The 19,248-nt window shown below is 42.7% G+C and carries 9 protein-coding genes; 3 read left to right on the top strand and 6 right to left on the bottom strand.

All coding sequences use genetic code 11. The features are described from left to right. Positions 1 to 31 precede the first annotated feature (31 nt). Positions 32 to 457, top strand: coding sequence for a GNAT family N-acetyltransferase (locus AAFF35_RS14655; RefSeq protein ID WP_342333266.1), 426 nt, complete (start codon positions 32 to 34; stop codon positions 455 to 457). Positions 458 to 616: 159 nt separating this feature from the next. On the opposite strand, the gene AAFF35_RS14650 is transcribed toward AAFF35_RS14655, so the two are convergent. Continuing rightward, positions 617 to 4,483 (bottom strand): TIM-barrel domain-containing protein, encoded by a 3,867-nt coding sequence (locus AAFF35_RS14650; protein WP_342333265.1) that lies wholly within the window; start codon positions 4,481 to 4,483, stop codon positions 617 to 619. Positions 4,484 to 5,586: 1,103 nt separating this feature from the next. Here AAFF35_RS14650 and AAFF35_RS14645 point away from each other — a divergent pair. Together AAFF35_RS14645 and AAFF35_RS14640 are read left to right on the top strand one after the other, a co-directional pair. Beyond that, the gene (locus tag AAFF35_RS14645; protein ID WP_342333264.1) at positions 5,587 to 8,679 is read left to right on the top strand and encodes a TonB-dependent receptor; all 3,093 of its coding nucleotides are present in this window, start codon (positions 5,587 to 5,589) and stop codon (positions 8,677 to 8,679) included. Positions 8,680 to 8,694: 15 nt separating this feature from the next. Next, the gene (locus AAFF35_RS14640) at positions 8,695 to 10,206 is read left to right on the top strand and encodes a RagB/SusD family nutrient uptake outer membrane protein (protein WP_342333263.1); all 1,512 of its coding nucleotides are present in this window, start codon (positions 8,695 to 8,697) and stop codon (positions 10,204 to 10,206) included. A 1,053-nt stretch (positions 10,207 to 11,259) separates the two neighbouring features. Here the strand turns inward: AAFF35_RS14640 and AAFF35_RS14635 are convergent. The 5 genes from AAFF35_RS14635 to AAFF35_RS14615 all read right to left on the bottom strand — a co-directional run bounded on the left by AAFF35_RS14635 (position 11,260) and on the right by AAFF35_RS14615 (position 19,234). Next, on the bottom strand, positions 11,260 to 12,597 hold the full coding sequence (locus AAFF35_RS14635) for a TldD/PmbA family protein (protein ID WP_342333262.1): 1,338 nt from the start codon (positions 12,595 to 12,597) through the stop codon (positions 11,260 to 11,262). Between the two features lie 5 nt (positions 12,598 to 12,602). Continuing rightward, positions 12,603 to 14,243: a TldD/PmbA family protein gene (locus AAFF35_RS14630; protein ID WP_342333261.1), complete on the bottom strand. Its 1,641-nt coding sequence runs from the start codon at positions 14,241 to 14,243 to the stop codon at positions 12,603 to 12,605. Between the two features lie 92 nt (positions 14,244 to 14,335). After that, positions 14,336 to 15,973 carry a TldD/PmbA family protein gene (locus AAFF35_RS14625; RefSeq protein WP_342333260.1) on the bottom strand — a complete coding sequence of 546 codons (1,638 nt, stop codon included), beginning with the start codon at positions 15,971 to 15,973 and terminating at the stop codon, positions 14,336 to 14,338. 307 nt (positions 15,974 to 16,280) lie between these two features. Next, positions 16,281 to 17,597, bottom strand: a complete 1,317-nt coding sequence (locus tag AAFF35_RS14620) for a TldD/PmbA family protein (RefSeq protein WP_342333259.1) — start codon at positions 17,595 to 17,597, stop codon at positions 16,281 to 16,283. A gap of 2 nt (positions 17,598 to 17,599) precedes the next feature. Then, positions 17,600 to 19,234, bottom strand: a complete 1,635-nt coding sequence (locus AAFF35_RS14615) for a TldD/PmbA family protein (protein WP_342333258.1) — start codon at positions 19,232 to 19,234, stop codon at positions 17,600 to 17,602. Positions 19,235 to 19,248: the final 14 nt, after the last annotated feature.

The raw sequence follows: 19,248 nt of genomic DNA, 5'->3' as shown, positions 1-19,248 counted from the left end.
TACTTTTACCTTTATTAATCCAGTTTTTAACATGAGTATAAGAAGGGCAAAACAAGAAGATACACAGGCCATAGGGTCTTTACTAGCGCAAATGGAACATCCGACAGCAGAAAGTCTGGTCGCAGAAAAGTTAGCTTTACTGATCGGACATCCGGACCATGAATTGATTGTATATGAGCTGGATGGTCAGGTTGTTGCTTTCATGTCTATTCATTTTGTTCCTCAGATTGCTTATGCAGGAGATTTTGCGATGGTAAGTTATTTTGCTGTTGATGATCAGTTAAGAAGTCGTGGTTTAGGAAGGGAAATGGAAGAGCGTTGTGTTGAATTGGCAAAGGAAAGGGATTGTAACCGGATAGAGTTGCATTCCAGTATTCGCAGAACTTCGGCGCATCGGTTTTATGAGCGACAGGGATATGTTGAATTTCCTAAATATTTTAGTAAGAGATTAGTTTAAAAAAAGAGAGATGGTTTCAGGCGGAAACCTTTGCCTGAAGGGGCAAATTTTTCTATGCCTTCATCCCATCTCCTTTTTTTCTACCGCTTTAACCAGGAGGATTAAAAAAGAAAAACCCGCAAATCATATTTGCAGGTTTTTCTTTATCGGTTTAAAATTTTAGAACTTAATGGTATTGAGGTTTTTGTCTATCAAAATTCCTTCAATAGCTTTAAGGTTAAAGTATAGTTTACGTTTTGCTTTTAATTTTAATACGAAGAGTTCTGTACTGCCATTTAAAGTCTCTTTGTTACCGATGTTAACGAAGGTTGGATATAAAACTTTCTCGCCATTGGTGTGCAACCTGTCGTTGGTTAGGTTTTCCATTTGTTTTACATTTAGGTTTTGTACGCTTATAAATTCGTAATCTGCCGAAAGGTATGGCAAGGCGAAGCTTAGTGCATTTACCGATTTCAGGTTTAGCCCTTTTACTTTAATTTCGACGATTTCGCCTTTGTTATAGCTAGGTTTTGCCGTACTGATTTCGATCTTACCGGATACTTTTTCTGTTTTAGCAGCTTCTATGCCGCCATTAAGCTGTGTCGCTACAACGGAGATGTCGTAGGCATCGATACGGTCGTTTTTATTGATATCACCATTGCTGATGTATCCTTCGAAATCTGCATCGCCTTTTTTCAATCCGGTGTAATTGGTGTAAGAAGTAAAATCATTCATGTCAATCAGACGATCGTTGTTAATGTCGCCGGGAAGGTAACTTTCTGTTCCGGGAACTTTGAAGACATATAGTTCACGACCTGAGCCGAAACCACCAACACCATCGGCGACAGCAATTTTGATGAAACGGGCAGTTGGGTGGTTCGCGAAGTTGAATATTTTCACATCCTCTGCGTTTTTCCATTCAAATGAACCTGCTTCTGTCCAGTTTTCCTTGTTGTTGCTGTAGAATACCTTGCCTTTTAGCAATATTCCGTTTCCTCTTCCCCTGCGTGGCAGATAATGGAATTTGTCAAGTTGGTTAATTGATTTCAGGTCCATGATGATGTCAAAAGGAACAGATTTTACACCCCATTTGGTATGCCACATGTTTCCTTCGTCATAATCGAATAATTTATCGATTTCTGATTCTTCCTGATTTTCTGCAGTAGTTTCTGCTACGATTCCGGAAATGGCAAATTCTAAAGGATTAGATTTTGTAGTTGCCTTTAATTCCGTCCAGTCTGAGAAACCATCCTTATTTACTGCACGTAATTTAAAAGAATAAGGCGTTTCTGCCAGTAATCCATCAAATAACAAGGTGGTATCCTTGATCGTGGTATAATGCATGCCATTGAAATCTATTTCATAGAAATCGGCATGCTCTACTTTGTTCCAGGTTGGTTTTAGGGTGTATGCTTCTGTATTTTTCTCTGTAATGCGGGTGTTTGCAGGAGCGGTCAATGTTCCGGAAGAGATTCGATGCTGATCAACAGGTTCAAATTTAAAGCCTTCAACTATCACCGAAACCTCATTTAAGGAAATGTCAGTACTGGCCAGTTTTACCAGTAGCTGCGCATTTTTGGTGATGATCACTTTTTCAAACTCAGTACCTTTAGTCGCATATTTATTGAGACTCGGTCTGGCTTCATAGAAATATACATTCTCTTGCTTTTGGAACTCGTCGATCGTGTTGACTTCCGTTAATTTGACTTTATCGTTTCCGATTTTAGCAGAGAGTTTCTTTGGTTTTTCTGTGACGTTTATTCTGAATTCGGTTGTTTTTTCCTTTACAAAACCGTCGAAATCACCTTTAGCCGCGTGAATGGTCAGGATTACTTTGTTTTTATCCTGATCTGACTCGATTAAAGTCGAAGTGCCTTTGCCCAGTTTATAGGCTTCCGTTACCCCATCATCGTCATATTCTGTAAATGCCGTTTTTCCGGCGGGATAAAGTTCATAGATCCGCTTGCTTTTATCGATCTCCGCCACATTATTGTTCGGATTTGACATTGGGATAATAGCCCCGCTTTTAACGAAGAGCGGCAGTTTCCAGAGTGGTGCGTCAAAGGTATTCAGAATGCTGTTTCCTGCATATCGTTCTCCTGAGAAATAATCGATCCAAAGGCCTTCAGGCAGGTAGATTCCATTGCGGATGTCGTTCCCTTTATCATCTGATTTTGTAGCCTGATAAATCGGTGCCACCAGGAAAGAAGGTCCGTACAGGAATTGATATTGAGTAGCTGTTCCCTGGGTATAGGCATTTGGATATTCCAGGAACATGGCCCTGATCATCGGTAAACCGGTCACTGCAGCTTTGGAAATGCTGTAGGCATAAGGCATTAATTCTGATTTGAGCTTCAGATAATTGCGGTTAATCGAAGTAACCGGTTCTGCCAATGCATGTGGATATTTCTCATTGGCTCCCCAACCATCCATATTCAGCTCCATTGGCGTGAAAGTTTTCCATTGGAAATCCCGCGCATTGATCGCCGGATTTTTACCGCCAAAGATACCGTCCATGTCTGAAGTGATGTTCGGTTGTCCGGATAAACCTGAGCCAATATAAGTAGGGATATGGAAACGGATGTATTCCCAAACTCCCCCGGTCTGATCGCCAGACCATACCCCTGCATAACGCTGCGTACCTGCCCAGCCATCCAGAGATATGATGAAAGGTCTGCTGCTATTGCCGTAATAAGGGATGATTTGTGCAACGTCTGCGACACCGTTAAGTCCGAATGAATATCCGGCACCTACCCAGGCCACATCCGTTTTTAAAACACGAACACCGGCATCCCGTACTTCTTTGATGATGTCCCTTTGAAGTAAGGCGCTGACTTCCGGTTTTGGGTGAAGGTCGGATTGTGTCCATAAGCCGATTTCTACACCATTCTTGCGGGCGTAGTCGCCTAAGCTTTTCAGGTTTTGGATATTTCCATCTAAAGTTTCGGTCTGTCCATAGCCAGCACCGTAACCATCGTTGGGTAATAGCCAGCCAAAAGGCATGTCGTTCTTTTTATACCTGTCGATCACGGCACGGGCAGAAAACTGGTAATTGTTCTTCTCGCCATTGAGGGATTCTTTGATTCCTCCATTGTCTTTCTGACCTTCTTTATATCGCTTTCCATCTTCAAACAAAGTTCCTTTTTCATCTTCTTTCCAGAAGTCGCGGTTATAGGCATTCAGGTGTCCCTGATAGAAACCAAATTTTGGCAGCAAAATGGGATTGCCGGTCAGCTGATAAAAATCGTTTAACAAGGCTGAAGCACCATCACTGAACATAAAAAAAGCATCCAGATAGTCTGAATCATGAGATAGCTTTACGAGTCCTTTCTCTTTGGCTCCGAAGTCGTATTTTCCTTTCTTAAAAGTGTGCCACATCATGCCATAGCCATTTGAAGACCAATAGAAAGGCGTTGGAGAAGCTACACCCCCATCCGTCCAGCTGTTCTGGTTTTCTATGGAGATCGCTTTTCCTTTATGTGAGAAACGGCCGTTCTGTACACCACCGCCATAAAAATATTCCTGAGGCTGCTCTTTTAAGGTCAGCGTTACCTTTCCTTTTTCAAAATTAATGGGTGCTGCTTCTTCAAGAACAACTGCTTTGGTAGCCTGATTAATGACTTTTAACAGGGAGGTGTTTTTATCGATGAGTACCGTAATCTTATCTGTAGCAATGGTAATTTGCTGGTTATCATCGCTAAGCTCCAGTTTTGAAACTACCCTTCTCGGATTCTCCACTAATATTTTAGCATCGGGCTTGGCTTCAGGGTCGCGGATAAATCCTCCTGAGTTGTCCTGAAAGAGCCTGAACATGTTTCCACCGTAGAAATCGAGCGTTAACCGTTGGTTGTCCGAAAACAACAACTCCACGGAAGTAGAATTGATCTTTTTTGCGCTGATCACTTTCTGACCTCGCATCATGGCTTGTTTTACGATGTTCATCTTTGGCATTGCCGATGCTGGTATATAGGAAACCAGTAAGGGGAAAGCAAGCGCCAGTAGAACAGCGTTTTTTGGGTTAGCATCTCCAAATAATTTTTTCATCATTCTTAGAATAGGTTTTTCTGAGATTTCCTGCTAACAGATACTTGTTGGCATTCCATTGGTCATCCCAGATGTTTGTGTGTTGTATCGTGCCGAATATAGGGATTATGGCTATAAATTTGCAGTCAGTGCTGACCGCATAGGCCCTTTGGCTGCTCCAAAATCGCTGTTTTACCTTCCAGAGCCATTTATTCTAAAAACAAGCACCTTTGGAGCGGGAAAATGTTTTAACGAAAAAAGGTGAATTATCGTGTCTAAGGTGGTAAAAAGAGCGTTTATCCCCGATTGCTTCTTCATGCAAACGGTTGCGTAAATATTGTAGGTTTGAGCGGAAGAAATGGCTGAGCTCAGCTGCTTTTCCTCCTGCTCAAAATAGTTGATTTTAAGCCTTTATCTATACATGGAGGGCAAAATCAAGGCTAATGGAACTTTTTATTTCATTAATGTAAAATACAGGAGGAATTGATCAGATTAAAAAACTGACCAAGAAATCAATCGTTTGCGCAGAAATCACTGCTCATCCCTTCATCTATTCCTGCATTCGCCCGTCCATCTATTAATGGATTTACCCACTTATCTGATGATTTACTCCTTTTTTATAAAGACAGCAACCCGTCATTATTTAGGGTTTTATCCTATAGTGCCCCCTCCTGGCCTTAAAAAGATCGATTCATGTGCTCTTTTGACATTTCTCTGATAGATTTTACTTAAAGTCTATCGATTTAGTAGTGTTTTTATCTATATTTGCAGCCGTAACGCGTAATCCGTATAAGTAAAGACACATCATGAACAATTTTCTACTTTATCTCAATCAAGTTGCTGACTTCGCAGCAAGCTTAATCCTTAATCGCCAGCCAGCACTTCGAATGTGTTGTTGCATGGCCTAATCCTACATTAATCTAATTTATTAAAAAAGACCAAACAGCCTTTTATGGGGCTGAGGGAAACTATTGCCTGAAATTTTCCATGCGGGAAGTTTTAGGGAAAGCAACAATCATTAATTAACGAACAAATATTGTGATGAAACCATCATCGGCATCTGCTTACAAAAAGCAAGGAACATGCTGATGATCGCTTCATAAGCGCTAAAAAACAAATGTATTCTAATGAAAACAAGATTATCTATTTTATTTCTTTTGTTCTTCATTCAATTTACAAAGGCCCAGGACGTATATCAAGTCACAGGGAAAGTAATTGAAAAAGGAACCAAACTTCCCCTCCCAGGGGTCAGCATTCTAATCAAAGGAACTAAATCCGGAACTACCTCCGACCAGTCGGGTAATTTCAAGCTAAAACTAAATAATCCGCAGGAGACGCTGACTTTTTCATTTCTGGGTTTTGCCAGTCAGGACATCAGCGCGAAAGCTGGAGAAAACCTGAATATCGTACTGACCGATGCTTCGAATGAACTCGATGAAGTGGTGGTCGTAGCTTATGGTACCGCAAAAAGAAGGGACATTACCGGATCTGTATCAAGGATCAGTGGGGATCAGCTCCAAAACAGACAGGTATCTAATATTACCAAAGCTTTACAAGGTTTAGCACCTGGAGTTCAGGCCGTGGCTGCCAGCGGACAGCCAGGTACTTCTGCTACCATTCGTATCCGCGGAATTGGTTCCATTAATGCTTCCAGTGCTCCTTTATATGTGGTAGATGGAAACCCATTTTCCGGCGACTTGAGTTCGATCAATCCAAACGACATAGAATCGATCAGTGTGCTGAAGGACGCTGCTTCCAGTGCGTTGTATGGTTCCAGAGGTGCGAATGGTGTGATTATCATCACCACGAAAACAGGAAAAAAAGGTGGAGACACGCAAATCAATGCCAGTTTTAGTCAGGGGGTGTCCAAGCGCGCAGTAAAGGATTACGAGCAGGTAACTACGAATGAATACTTTGAAAGTTATTGGTTAGCGGCAAAGAACAAGCTTAGGGTATCGAATCCGACTTTTACTGAGGAAGCGTTGGGACTTGCTGCCGGTCGCCAGTTGATTACCGATCTGGGCATCAACCCTTATGGTGCTAATTACCCTATCCCGGTAGGTTTAGACGGGAAGATTGTTCCGGGAGCTACCCCTTTGTGGGACAATGACTGGGGGAAAGCTACCCAGCAAACAGCTAGAAGAACTCAGGCAGATCTAAGTTTTAGCGGAGGTTCTGAGAAGAGTCAGTATTACATCGCCGGAGGATATCTTAATGATAAAGGGATTGCACTGGCTTCAGGATACAAACGTTACAATGCAAGAATCAACCTGACCACACAGGCAAAAAAATGGCTTACCGCAGGTTTAAATGTTTCTGCCGCAAACTCATTGCAGGATTATCCAACTTCGGAAGACAGCAATACGGCCAATGTAATCCAGTATTCAAGAGCGATTCCAAGCTTCTATCCTATTTTTGAACGTAATCCTGATGGATCGTTTAAGTTAGATGGAAATGGAAATAAGGTGCCTGACTTCGGTGCTTACCGTCCTGCTTCAGCCATTCCAAGAAGTAATCTCCCGGCAACAGTAGGCCTGGATAAGTCTCAAATTATGAAGGACAATGTTTCTGCAAGAGCCTTTCTTGAAGCGACCATTATTCCGGAATTGAAACTTAAAACAAGTTATAGCGGGGATTATCTAAACAATAACACCCATAATTATACGAATTCTTTATTAGGAGCCGGCGTGCCATCCCAAGGGGATGTTTCCAAAAGCAACAGCAGAACTTATTCCTGGACCTGGAATAACATCCTGACCTATGATAAAACCTTCAAAGAAGACCATCACCTGAACTTATTGGCGGGTCAGGAGCTTTATAAGTACAATTACAGGGTCATTTCCGGATCAAAACAACGTTTTGTTCTTCCCGGTTTTTATGAACCTGATGCTGCTGCACAAATCACTGGTTTCAGTGGAAACTCCATCGATTATACGCTGTTAAGTTTCCTTGGAAGAGCAGAATATGATTATAAAAAACGTTATTTCCTTTCTGCTTCCCTAAGGTCAGATGGTACCTCAAGGTTCTCTCCTGCCCAACGATGGGGAACATTCTGGTCGCTGGGAGCTTCCTGGAAAATTTCAGAAGAGGCTTTCCTGAAAGAGACGCCCTGGTTAAGCACACTAACGCTAAGAAGCAGTTATGGGGCACAGGGAAATGACAATATCGGAACCTATTATGCCTACAAAGGTCTTTATTCCATCAAGAGTAACCTTGGCGAAAATGGATTGGTGACTTCCAGACTGGAAACTCCGGACCTGAAATGGGAATCCAACCTGAATCTGAACATAGGTCTTGATTTTGGTTTGTTCAACGATCGCATCAGCGGTACAATAGAATATTTTGACAGGAGGTCCAGAGATTTACTGTTCAGTCGGCCTAAAGCGCCTTCATTAGGATTTAGTTCTATCGATGATAATATTGGTGCCTTAAAAAATACAGGTATTGAAGTTCAGCTAAATGCAATTCCGGTACGTACTACAGACTTCAGGTGGACAGTTAGTCTGAATGCTACTCATTATAAAAACACAATCACAGCCCTCCCGCAAAAGGAGATTAAAACTTCCACCAAAATCATGCGTGTAGGTGGTACTACTTCTGATTTCTTCCTGAGAGAATGGGCTGGTGTGAATCCTGAAAATGGAGACCCTCAGTGGTTTAAGGATGATAAAAATGGAAATAGAATATTGACAAATGTTTATTCTGATGCGACCCAATATCTTCAAAAAACCTCTTTACCGGTTCTTACAGGTGGTATTTCAAACACTTTCAACTATAAGGAATTTGAAATCTCGGCCCTGCTGTCCTATAGCATTGGCGGTAAGATCCTTGATGGTGATTATATGGGATTAATGCATGCAGGAAGATCTATCGGCCGTCCATGGTCGAAAGAAATTCTTACACACTGGACTCCTGAAAACCGCAATACAGATGTACCGCGATTGATTACCGACGATGCAGGATGGGCACAGGCTTCCACAAGATTTTTATACAGCGCAACTTATGCACGTCTTAAAAACCTGACTGTAGGTTATAGTTTACCTAAATCTTTAGCTAGTAAATGGGGATTATACAACTTAAAGCTAACGCTAACGGGAGAAAACCTGCTTACTTTTTATGGACATCAAGGAATGGATCCGGAGCAAACGATCGAAGGAACAACCTATTTCAGGTACCCTTCTATGAAAACCTTCTCCGCAGGACTTAACCTTACTTTCTAATTTAATCTTACGACAATGAACTTAAAGAAATTCACCTATATAATTGTTGCAGCTTTTCTGACACCTTTCCTGGGTTGCAAGAAAGACCTGAATACAAGTCCGACAAATTCGGTAGAATCCTCCGTGATTTATGCCAATACAGCAAATATTGAGACGGTTTTGAATGGCACATGGGCCTACATGCATGAGACTTTTTTCACTTATGCCAATCCTGGTTATTCCACGATCCTGAGAATGAGTGACGCCATGGGCGATGATGTCGCCATTATTCAAAACAAATATGGATACGCAGATTCCTATAATTTTACTCATGCGTCGAACACGAGCCGTCTGAGCGCCATTTGGACCATTCTTTACAAGGTAATTGACAATTGCAATAACATCATCACTAAAATTGATGCCGCGTCCGGATCTGATGCTGATAAAGCGAGAATCAAAGCACAAGCCCTCGCTTTAAGGGCAAATAGTTATTTGAATCTGGTTACCTATTATCAGTTCAATTATCAGGTCAATCCCTTAGCAAAAGGAGTTCCGCTTTACACAGAACCAACAACACCTGAGACGGAACCCAGGGCAAAATCCAGTCTGGAAGATATTTATAAGCTGATCGTCTCGGATTTAACTCAGGCTGCTCAATCGTTACCCGTCTATAAACGCCCGAATACTACAAAATACAAAATCAATATTGATGTAGTACATGGTTTGCTTGCCAGAACTTACCTGAATATGGGCAAATGGGACCTTGCTGCACAAGAGGCGCTGGAAGCTAAGAAAAACTATAGTTACATGACTGCAGGCGAGTACGCCAATGGATTTAATGACCTTAAAAACAGTGAATGGATTTGGGGTCAGGGACAGCAGGCGGATCAAAGTAATGCCAGTTATAGTTTTCACTACCTTGATGTGACGACCGATATTGCTTATTATTACAGCTTTATGGCGGATCCAAACTTCCTAAAACTTTTCGATGCCACCGATATCAGGGCTAAATTGTTCTTATGGGATGGCTTACCGGGAAGAGAAGGTTACCTGCGCTATCAGAAATTCAAATTCCGCCCAGATGAAACGGGCGATATTGTAATGATGAGGTCAGCGGAAATGACGCTTATCGCAGCAGAAAGTTATGCCAGAAATGGTAATCTTTCCAGCGCGGTAACAACGCTGAATGAGTTACTTAGCGCCAGACAAGCGAGTCTATTTGTATTGGGATCAAAATCTAAAGAGGAAGTGATCGCCGCGATTCTAATAGAAAGAAGAAAGGAATTATGGGGCGAGGGTTTCTCTTTGTCAGATATCCTGAGAACACAGTCTGCAGTAGTCAGACTTCCTGCGCTGGGTGCAGACGGACAACCACTAAAAGTGACGGTGATTACCCCTGATGGGAAAACCAAAGAGGTATTTGCAAAACAACATACCACGCTTAAGTTTTCTGATAAAGATAAACCAAACTTTGTACCGAATAGCCCATATTATCTACTTCCTCTGCCACAGGCTGAATTAGATAATAATCCTAATATCAATAATTAGGGAAGGGTTGTTTTTTAATCTTGCTCTTGTTTAAAAAAGATCCCTGACTCTTCAAAGGCTGGAATCTTTGCCCTGAAGGGGGCAAATTTCCTAGGCCTTTTCTGAGCAGGGATCTTTTTTATTCTAAATCATTACAAAAAATATTACTGAATGATTCGAGGCAATATTTAGCCAGTATTATGTCTCAATGGATCAATTTAGATAATTCTGACATAACTAAACAGCTTCAAATTAAACTGTACCAGGTCAATTCTGGCAATATGAGTTTAGTTTAAATGTTTTCAGAACAAAACAAATTGTACCAGGTCAGCTCAAACTATAGTGGCTAAATAACTTACAAGATCAATCCTGGCGATATGAGTCCATATTGCCGAATGATTCCAGGCAATATTTAGTCAGTATTATATCTCAATGGATTAATTTAGATAATTCTTGCATATCTAAATAGCTTCAAATTAAACTGTACAAGATCAATCCAGACGATAGAAGTTCAGCTAATGGTTTCAAGCAAAAACAAGCTGTGTTAGGTTAATCCAGACGATAGAAGTTCAGCTTAAGTAACCTCAAATCAAACTGTACCAGGTCAACTCAACTATAGTGGGTGGCTGATTAACTTCAAACTAACAGAACAATCCAAACGATAGAAGTTCAACTTGTGTGTTAGGTCAATTCACATAACACTGTTCGGTTAAATGACTATAAACCGAGCAAAGTATACCAGCAGATCAACCTCGATAAGCTGAGTTCAGCTAAATGGATTAAAATCAAAACAACCTGTTTCAGATCAACGTAAACAATGATGTTTTTCAGAAATTTAAACGACTTCAGCCTGTAGACAGGAAAGACTAAGCAAATTTGATCTTGACGCTTGTTCAAATCCCCCAGAAAGAAAAAGTTAAACACCTACGCTATGAGAACGATGAGGGGTCTTCCAGGAAAAAGATGCGTTCTAAGAAAAGGCATAGGAAGATTTGCCCCCTTCAGGGCAAACATTCCAGCCTTTGAATAGTAATGCTTCTTTTTCAGTTCAATTTTTCTAAACAAAGAAAAAACCTAAACCGCGTCAGACAAAGAAGTAAACGTGAAGTCCCTGATTTTCAACGGAGGCAATAGATAGTTTGTATTTGACTCTGCGCTAACCGTCCTCTCCGACCGTCCCATTTCGTCAAGATTATTTAACATAATGATTGGACTTTCATTGAATCTGAAATTCTTAATTGGGAATTTAATCTCTCCATTTTCTATATAAAATGTACCGTCCCTTGTCAGGCCTGTGAGCAATAAGGTCTGAGGATCAACAGAGCGAATATACCATAACCTCGTCACCAGAATTCCTTTTTCCGTGCCTTTGATCAGCTCTTCAAGTGTTTTGGTGCCACCAACCATGATTGCTCCATCCGGAGAAGGAAGTGATTTTATTCCCGTCTTCTGTGCCCAGTATCTGGAGGTATACAAGTTTTTTACCACTCCTTTTTCTATCCAGTTGACTTTTTGCTGAGGCCTTCCATCACCATTCCAGTTAGCGGTAGGTAGTTCCGGATTCCATGGATCGGAGTAAATATTGACCCTTTCATCCAGCAATTGTTCTCCCACTTTAGTCTTTCCTCCTGGTTTGCTCATCGAGCTCCGGCCTTCATCTGCCTGTCTGGCATCAAGATCAAAGAATAAGTTTTCGAGCATTACGGCAACGGCTGTTGGTTCAAGGATAACGGTATATTTTCCTGGCTCAATGGCTTTTGCTGTTACGGATGCAAGGGCTTTCTTTGCGGCGATGGCAGTATCGGCTTTTGTATCGAGTTTGGTATAATCGTTATATCCCTTAGTTGCGTATCCGGAACCTTTTCCATCTTCTGTTCTGATGGTAATGTTAAAGGCCACATCGGTAGATTTGTTATAAGCAAATAAGCCATTGCTATTCATCATGGCAGAGAATCCGGCACTGTTGGAAAGGAATCCTGCCGCATTCAGTTTGTTTTCTTTAGCCTGATTCAGGCTGGCCTGCACCGCATCCGCTCTTTCTTTGGGGCCCATGGCGGCAGTAGCCTCAGAAAATGTAGGCGATTCCGGTCCGTATTCCTGTGGACCGAGGAAAGGCATGAATTCTGGGTTTTCGGGCGCCAGTTGGGCGAGTTCTTCCGCTCTTCTCACTACTTTTTCGAGGGAAGCATCGTCAAACTCGTTGATCGTGGCTACACCGGATTTCTTTCCAAAGGCGGAATTCACTACCAGGCTGTTTGTACTGATTCCACCGCTGGTAGACACTGAACTTCTGGCATACCTGATGTTACCACCATCAGATCCGCTGAGGTTTACTTCACATTGTTCTGCTTTTGAGTAGCTAAGGACTTTCGTTAAAAGTGCTTTTGCTTGTTCTTTAGTTAGTATTGCCATGATTCCTATCCGATTTTTCTAGCTGTATTGATCACATTAACTCCATTGAAGCGCGCGGTAGCAGATCCATGAGAGACTGCACTCGACTGGCTTGGTTGTCCCTTGCCATCAAAGAATGACCCGCCTAAACGGTAATCACTTTTATCGCAAACTGCCACACAGGAATTCCAGAACTCCTGGGTATTGGCCTGATAGGCGACATCTTTAAGCATTCCGACAATCTTACCGGCTTTAATCTCGTAATAAAGCTGTCCGCCGAACTGGAAATTGTAGCGTTGCTGATCAATGGAGAAACTACCATCTCCTACGATATAAATTCCTTTTTCTACGTTCTTTATCTGATCTGCAATGCTCAATGGCTTTTTGCCTGGCTGCAGGGAGATGTTTGCCATACGCTGGAACTGAACACTGCTCCAGTTGTCTGCGTAACAGCATCCCTGAGAATGGTCCAGGCCAACAATGTGTGCCTGATCGCGGATCGCCTGATAATTCACCAGTACTCCGTCTTTGATCACATCCCATTGACCACATTTTACACCTTCATCATCATAACCTACGGCACCCAGGGAACCTACTTCTGTTTTGTCCGCCGTAATGTTTACTTCTTTACTTCCATACTGGAATTTTTTAGACTCCCATTTGTCCAGTGTAAGGAAACTGGTGCCTGCAAAATTGGCTTCATAACCCAATACGCGATCCAGCTCTGTAGGGTGTCCGCAGGATTCATGAATCGTTAGCCAAAGGTGCGAAGGATCCAGTACGAGGTCATACTTCCCTGGTTCAACAGATTTGGCTTTTAATTTTTCAGCCACCTGAGCCGCGGCTTGTTTGGCATCTTCAAGCATGTCATATCTTCCTTTGTAAAGCGTGCCTGAAGCTGTTTTTATTTTATCTTCTGGTCTGGCATCCAGGTATTCATAGCCTTTACCTGTGGGTGAACTTAAGGAGTTTCTGGTTTCAAACTTCCCTGTTTCTTTATTGATTTTGGTGATGAAGAAGGTTGGCCAGATGCGGTGAATATCCTGGTCGATATAAGAGCCATCTGTAGAGGCGAAATATTTTTGTTCGTTGACGGTAAAGATGACCGAGTTGATGTAATCTGCTCCACCTTTCATGGCTGCATCATTCACCGACAGCAGCAGGTCTACTTTCTCTTTAATGGGTACTTCGAATGCATTTTTCTCTATTGGCGCTTTCCAGCTGACCTCCCCATAACCTTTTTGCGGTGCTAGTTTTACGGGTTCAGACTGCAGTCTGCCGTTTTCTTTGGCAATAGATACCGCCAGTTCTGCCGCTTTCGCGATGCTGTCCTTATCCATTTTATCTGTGGCAGCAAAGCCCCAGCATCCGTTGGCAATGACGCGGATACCAACTCCATAAGATTCGGTATTCACAATATTCTGCACTTTGTCTTCTCTGGTCACCACAAACTGGTTCAGGTAGCGCCCTACCCGGACATCCGTATACGTTGCTCCTTTTGAACGTGCGGCATTCATCGCCACATCGCTCAGGATCTTTTTGGCGGCAGGGTCAATGTATTCGAGGGCCCTTTCCGGGGAGATTTCGTTCCCCCAAACAGGAATGGCAGGGAGCATTGCTGCGGCTGCCCCAACACCTGTTAAATAAATAAAATTTCTTCGTTTCAAGTTAAGGTGGGTTTAAGGTTAATTAATAATAACAATAAGACGCTAACTACCTGAAAAAGTTACAAGTTAAGCACCATAACTCTCCTCTGTTTTTAGCCTAGTTTTCTTCCTGTATTGATCACGTTTACGCCATTAAATCTGGTGGTCGGACTTCCGTGGGAAACGGCACTCACCTGACCAGGCTGTCCTTTTCCGTCTGCAAATGTCCCACCTAAGCGATAATCGTTTTTATCGCAAAGCTGAGTACAAGAATTCCAAAATTCCTGGGTATTGGCCTGGTAGGATGCATCTTTGAGCATGCCGACTATTTTACCCTCTTTAATCTCATACGCCAGCTGCGCGCTGAATTGAAAGTTATAGCGCTGCTGATCAATAGAGTAAGAGTTGCGGCCGAACATATAGATTCCCTTTTCGACATTTTTCACCAGATCAGCCGCACTTAAAGTACTTTTTCCAGGCGCAAGGGAAACATTTGGCATTCTTTGAAACTGAATGCTTTCCCAGCTATCTGCATAACAGCAAGCCTGAGAAGCCTTAAGTCCAAGAATATGTGCCTGATCTCTGATTGTTTGATAATTCACCAGAATTCCATCCTTGATGATGTCCCAGTTGCCACATTTCACCCCTTCATCATCATATCCCACTGCGCCCAATGATCCGGATTCCGTTTTATCCGCGATGACATTCACCACTTTACTTCCGAAATTGAACTTCTTACTTTCCCATTTATCCAGCGTCAGGAAGCTTGTTCCCGCATAATTTGCTTCATATCCCAGTACCCTATCCAGTTCTGTGGGGTGACCTACAGATTCATGAATCGTCAGAAATAAATGTGTAGGATCCAGTACTAAATCATACTTACCTGGCAACACCGGCTTCGCTTTCAGTTTTTCTGCCACATGCACCGTTGCCTCTTTAATGTCTTCCAGCAAATCATAGCGTTTCTTATACATCGTCACCGGACCACCTTTGATCTTCTCCGATTCTTTAGGTGTGAGGTATTCGAATCCCATACCCATCGGCGCACTCAAGGCATTTCTGGTTTCAAATTTCCCTCCGGCAGGATCAATCCTGGTCACCGTAAATGTTGGCCAGATCCGATGAATATCCTGATCAATATACGAACCATCCGTCGACGCGAAATACTTCTGTTCATTCACCATAAAAAGGTTCGAATTCACATACTTAGCTCCTCCCTTAATGGCTTCGTTATTTGCAGTCAGCAACATATTCACCTTATCCGTAATCGGAACCGAAAAAGCATTGATTTCCAGTGGCGTTTTCCAGCTCACCTCACCAAAACCTTTCTGTGGAGCAAGTTGTACCGGCTCTACCAAAAGCTTTGCATTTCCCTTAGCAATCGCTACCGCCATTTCCGCTGCTTTAGCGATACTGTCATTGTCCAGATTATTGGTTGCCGCAAAACCCCAGCTTCCGTTGGCAATAACCCTCACTCCCATTCCATAAGACTCCGAATTGGCGATGTTCTGCACCTGACTTTCCCTGGTGGCAATCACCTGATTCAAATACCTGCCAATGCGAACATCTGCATAAGTTGCCCCTTTCGATCGCGCCGCATTGAGGGCCACATCAGCCATCCTCTTTTTCAGCTGAACCTCAACAGGCGTTAATGCTTCCTCCACACTAATTGATTTTCCAAAAAGTGGCAAATGGACCATAGAGGCACTAATGCCTACCCCGGTCATGTATAAAAAGTCTCTTCTTCTCAATTTCTATAAATTAAAAACTATTAGTCGTAATGATGATCTCCATAATGGATATAACATAGCACAATATAATGTCCTGCCGAGTATCTGTCTTTTGAAAACTATGAGGGGTCCCAGGAAAAAGATGCGTTCTAAGAAAAGGCATAGGAAGATTTGCCCCCTTCAGGGCAAACATTCCAGCCTTTGATTAGTAATGCTTCTTTTTCAATCCTGCTCTTGTAATCTTGCACTATCAATTTTGCTCTTGCAATACTACTCCTGCAGTCCTGCTCTTCTAGTCCTGCTCCTGCAATCCTGCTTCGTCTAAAACCTAAACCGCATCAGACAAAGAAGTAAAAGTAAAGTCTCTGATCTTCATTGGCGGAATCATGCCACTTCCAGTCCTGACCGGCTTACCCAATGCTTCTACATTGTTCAGCATAATCACCGGACTTTCATTGAACCTAAAATTCTTCACCGGGAACTTAATCTCTCCATTCTCGATATAAAAAGTACCATCTCTGGTCAGGCCTGTCAGTAATAAAGTCTGCGGATCTACAGATCGGATATACCAAAACCTGGTCACCAATATCCCTTTTTCCGTACTTTTTATCAGTTCTTCCAAAGTCTGCGTTCCACCTTCCATCACGATACTGCGGTTAAACGGAACCGGTGCTACTCCTTTTTGTCCTGCCCAATATCTGGAATAGGCCAGATTTTTCACCACTCCTTTTTCCACCCATTGGGTTCTTTTCACTTTCAATCCATCCTCGCTCCATGTTGCTGAGGGAACATCCGGATTCATTGGATCCGAGTAAATATTTACATTTTCGGAGAACAGCTGTTCGCCAAGGCGGGTTCCTCCACCTTTTTTACTCATAAAACTTCTTCCTTCATCGGCGCTGCGGGCATCAAAACTTCTGAACATATTTCCCAGCATATCGCTCGCTGCCAGAGGTTCCAATATCACCGTATATTTCCCTGGTTCGATTGCTTTTGCCGTGGCAGAACCCAAAGCTTTTGATGCGGCAATTTTGCTTAAGGCCAGCGTATCCATTTTATCCAGGTCATTGAATTGCTGTTCGATATACCCTGAGCCTGTTCCTGCCTGATTCCTTACCGTTACTGAGAAAGAGACATTTGTTCTCTTATTATAGGCAAATAAACCTTTGGAGTTCATGACTGCGTCAAACCGGGTGGAGTTCTCCAGAAATCCGGCCGCTTCGAGATTCGCTGCTTTAGAAACCTGTAAGCTTTTTCCTACCATTTCTGCTCTGGTATCCGGCGTCATTGCCGCTGTATTTTCATTATAGGTTGGGGATTCTTCAAAATCCTGAGCACCCAGCAGGGGCATAAACTCCGGATTTTCCGGGGCCAGCATGGCCAGTTCTTCTGCTCTTTTCACGACTTTCTGCAGGGAGGCATCATCAAACTCATTGATCGTTGCTGTTCCTGTTTTCTTGCCGAAGGTGGCACTTACTGCCAGGTCCATCACGCTGATTTGTCCGGCGGTAGATACTGCATTTCTCGCATAGCGGATATTTCCACCATCAGATCCATTTAAACTGATTTCACAGAACTCTGCTTTTGAAAAGCTAAGTACTTTTTTTAGTATTGCCTGGGCTTCTTCTTTATTTAAAATCGCCATAATTAAATCTTTCTTGCTGTATTAATAACATTAACTCCATTAAAACGGGTAGTTGCACTACCATGAGACACAGCGCTGCTTTGCGAAGGTTGTCCTTTACCATCATTGAACGAACCACCCAGACGGTAATCACTCTGATCACATATTGCCGAGCAGGAATTCCAGAACTCCTGAGTGTTCGACTGGTAGGCCACATCATTCAGCATGCCTGCAATTTTTCCATTTTTAATCTCATAGAATGTTTGTCCGCCGAACTGGAAATTATAGCGTTGCTGATCAATAGAGAAACTGCCATTTCCGATGATATAAATTCCTTTTTCAACGTTCTTAATCATGTCATCTACGCTTAGCTTTTCCTTTCCTGCTTCCAGTGAGATATTCGGCATGCGTTGAAACTGCACGTCATCCCAGCCCTGGGCATAGCAGCATCCCTGTGATTCCCCGAGTCCAATGATGTGTGCCTGATCGCGGATGGCCTGATAATTTACCAGAACTCCATCTTTAATGATGTCCCACTTTTTACATTTTACACCTTCATCATCATATCCTACTGCACCCAATGAACCGACCTGGGTTTTATCCGCGATGACATTTACCCTATCGCTACCGAATTTAAATTTCTTAGACTTCCATTTATCGAGGGTGAGGAAACTTGTTCCTGCATAATTCGCTTCATATCCCAATACCCTGTCCAGCTCTGTCGGATGACCTACAGACTCATGAATTGTGAGCCATAAATGCGAAGGATCGAGTACCAGGTCATATTTTCCTGGTTCTACGGATTTGGCTTTTACCTTTTCAGTTGCATTAAGTGCTGCAGATTTAACATCTTCCAACATGTCGTAACGACCTTTATATCGGGTCACTACCCCTTGCACTTTGTCCTGAGGACGGGCATTCATATATTCATAACCCATTCCCATTGGGGAGCTCAGTGCTGATCTGGTTTGGAATTTTCCGGATTCGCGGTCTATCCTTGTCACATTAAATGAGGGATAGATGCGATGAATGTCCTGATCTATATAAGAACCATCTGTAGAGGCAAAATATTTCTGTTCATTGACAGCGAAGATGACCGAGTTGACGAAGCTTGCTCCATTTTGCATCGCAATGTCGTTTACATTCAACAAGAGGTCCACTTTTTCCTTTACCGGAACCTCGAAGGCATTGATTTCTATAGGTGTTTTCCAGCTTACTTCCCCAAAACCTTTCTGTGGTGCCAGCTGAACAGGTTCACCCTGTATTTTAGCATTTGCCTTCGCCACTGCTACTGCTTGTTCAGCCGCTTTTGCGACATCCTCTTTCGTCACTTTATTTGTGGCGGCAAAACCCCAGCATCCATTGGCAAGTACTCTGACACCGATGCCATAGGATTCGGTATTGGCTACCCCTTGAACTCGTTTCTCACGGGTGGCGACAAATTGATTCAGGTAGCGTCCGATCCGGATATCAGCATAAGTAGCACCTTTAGATTTTGCCGCATTTAATGCCACATCGGCCAGTTCTTTTTTAATTTTTACATCTACTCCCTCCAGTGCTTGTAAGGGATCTATTGGATTTCCGAAAGCAGACAGGTCGGGAAGCATCAAGGCGCCCATCCCTATTCCGGATAAGTAGAGAAAGTCTTTTCTTTTCAAGTGGTTCGGTTGGT

It is taken from the genome of Pedobacter sp. FW305-3-2-15-E-R2A2 (genome assembly GCF_038446955.1).
In the GTDB taxonomy this organism is placed as follows: Bacteria; Bacteroidota; Bacteroidia; order Sphingobacteriales; family Sphingobacteriaceae; genus Pedobacter.
Note: the sequence above shows the minus strand (reverse complement) of the source record. Positions and strands in the feature narration are given on the sequence as shown.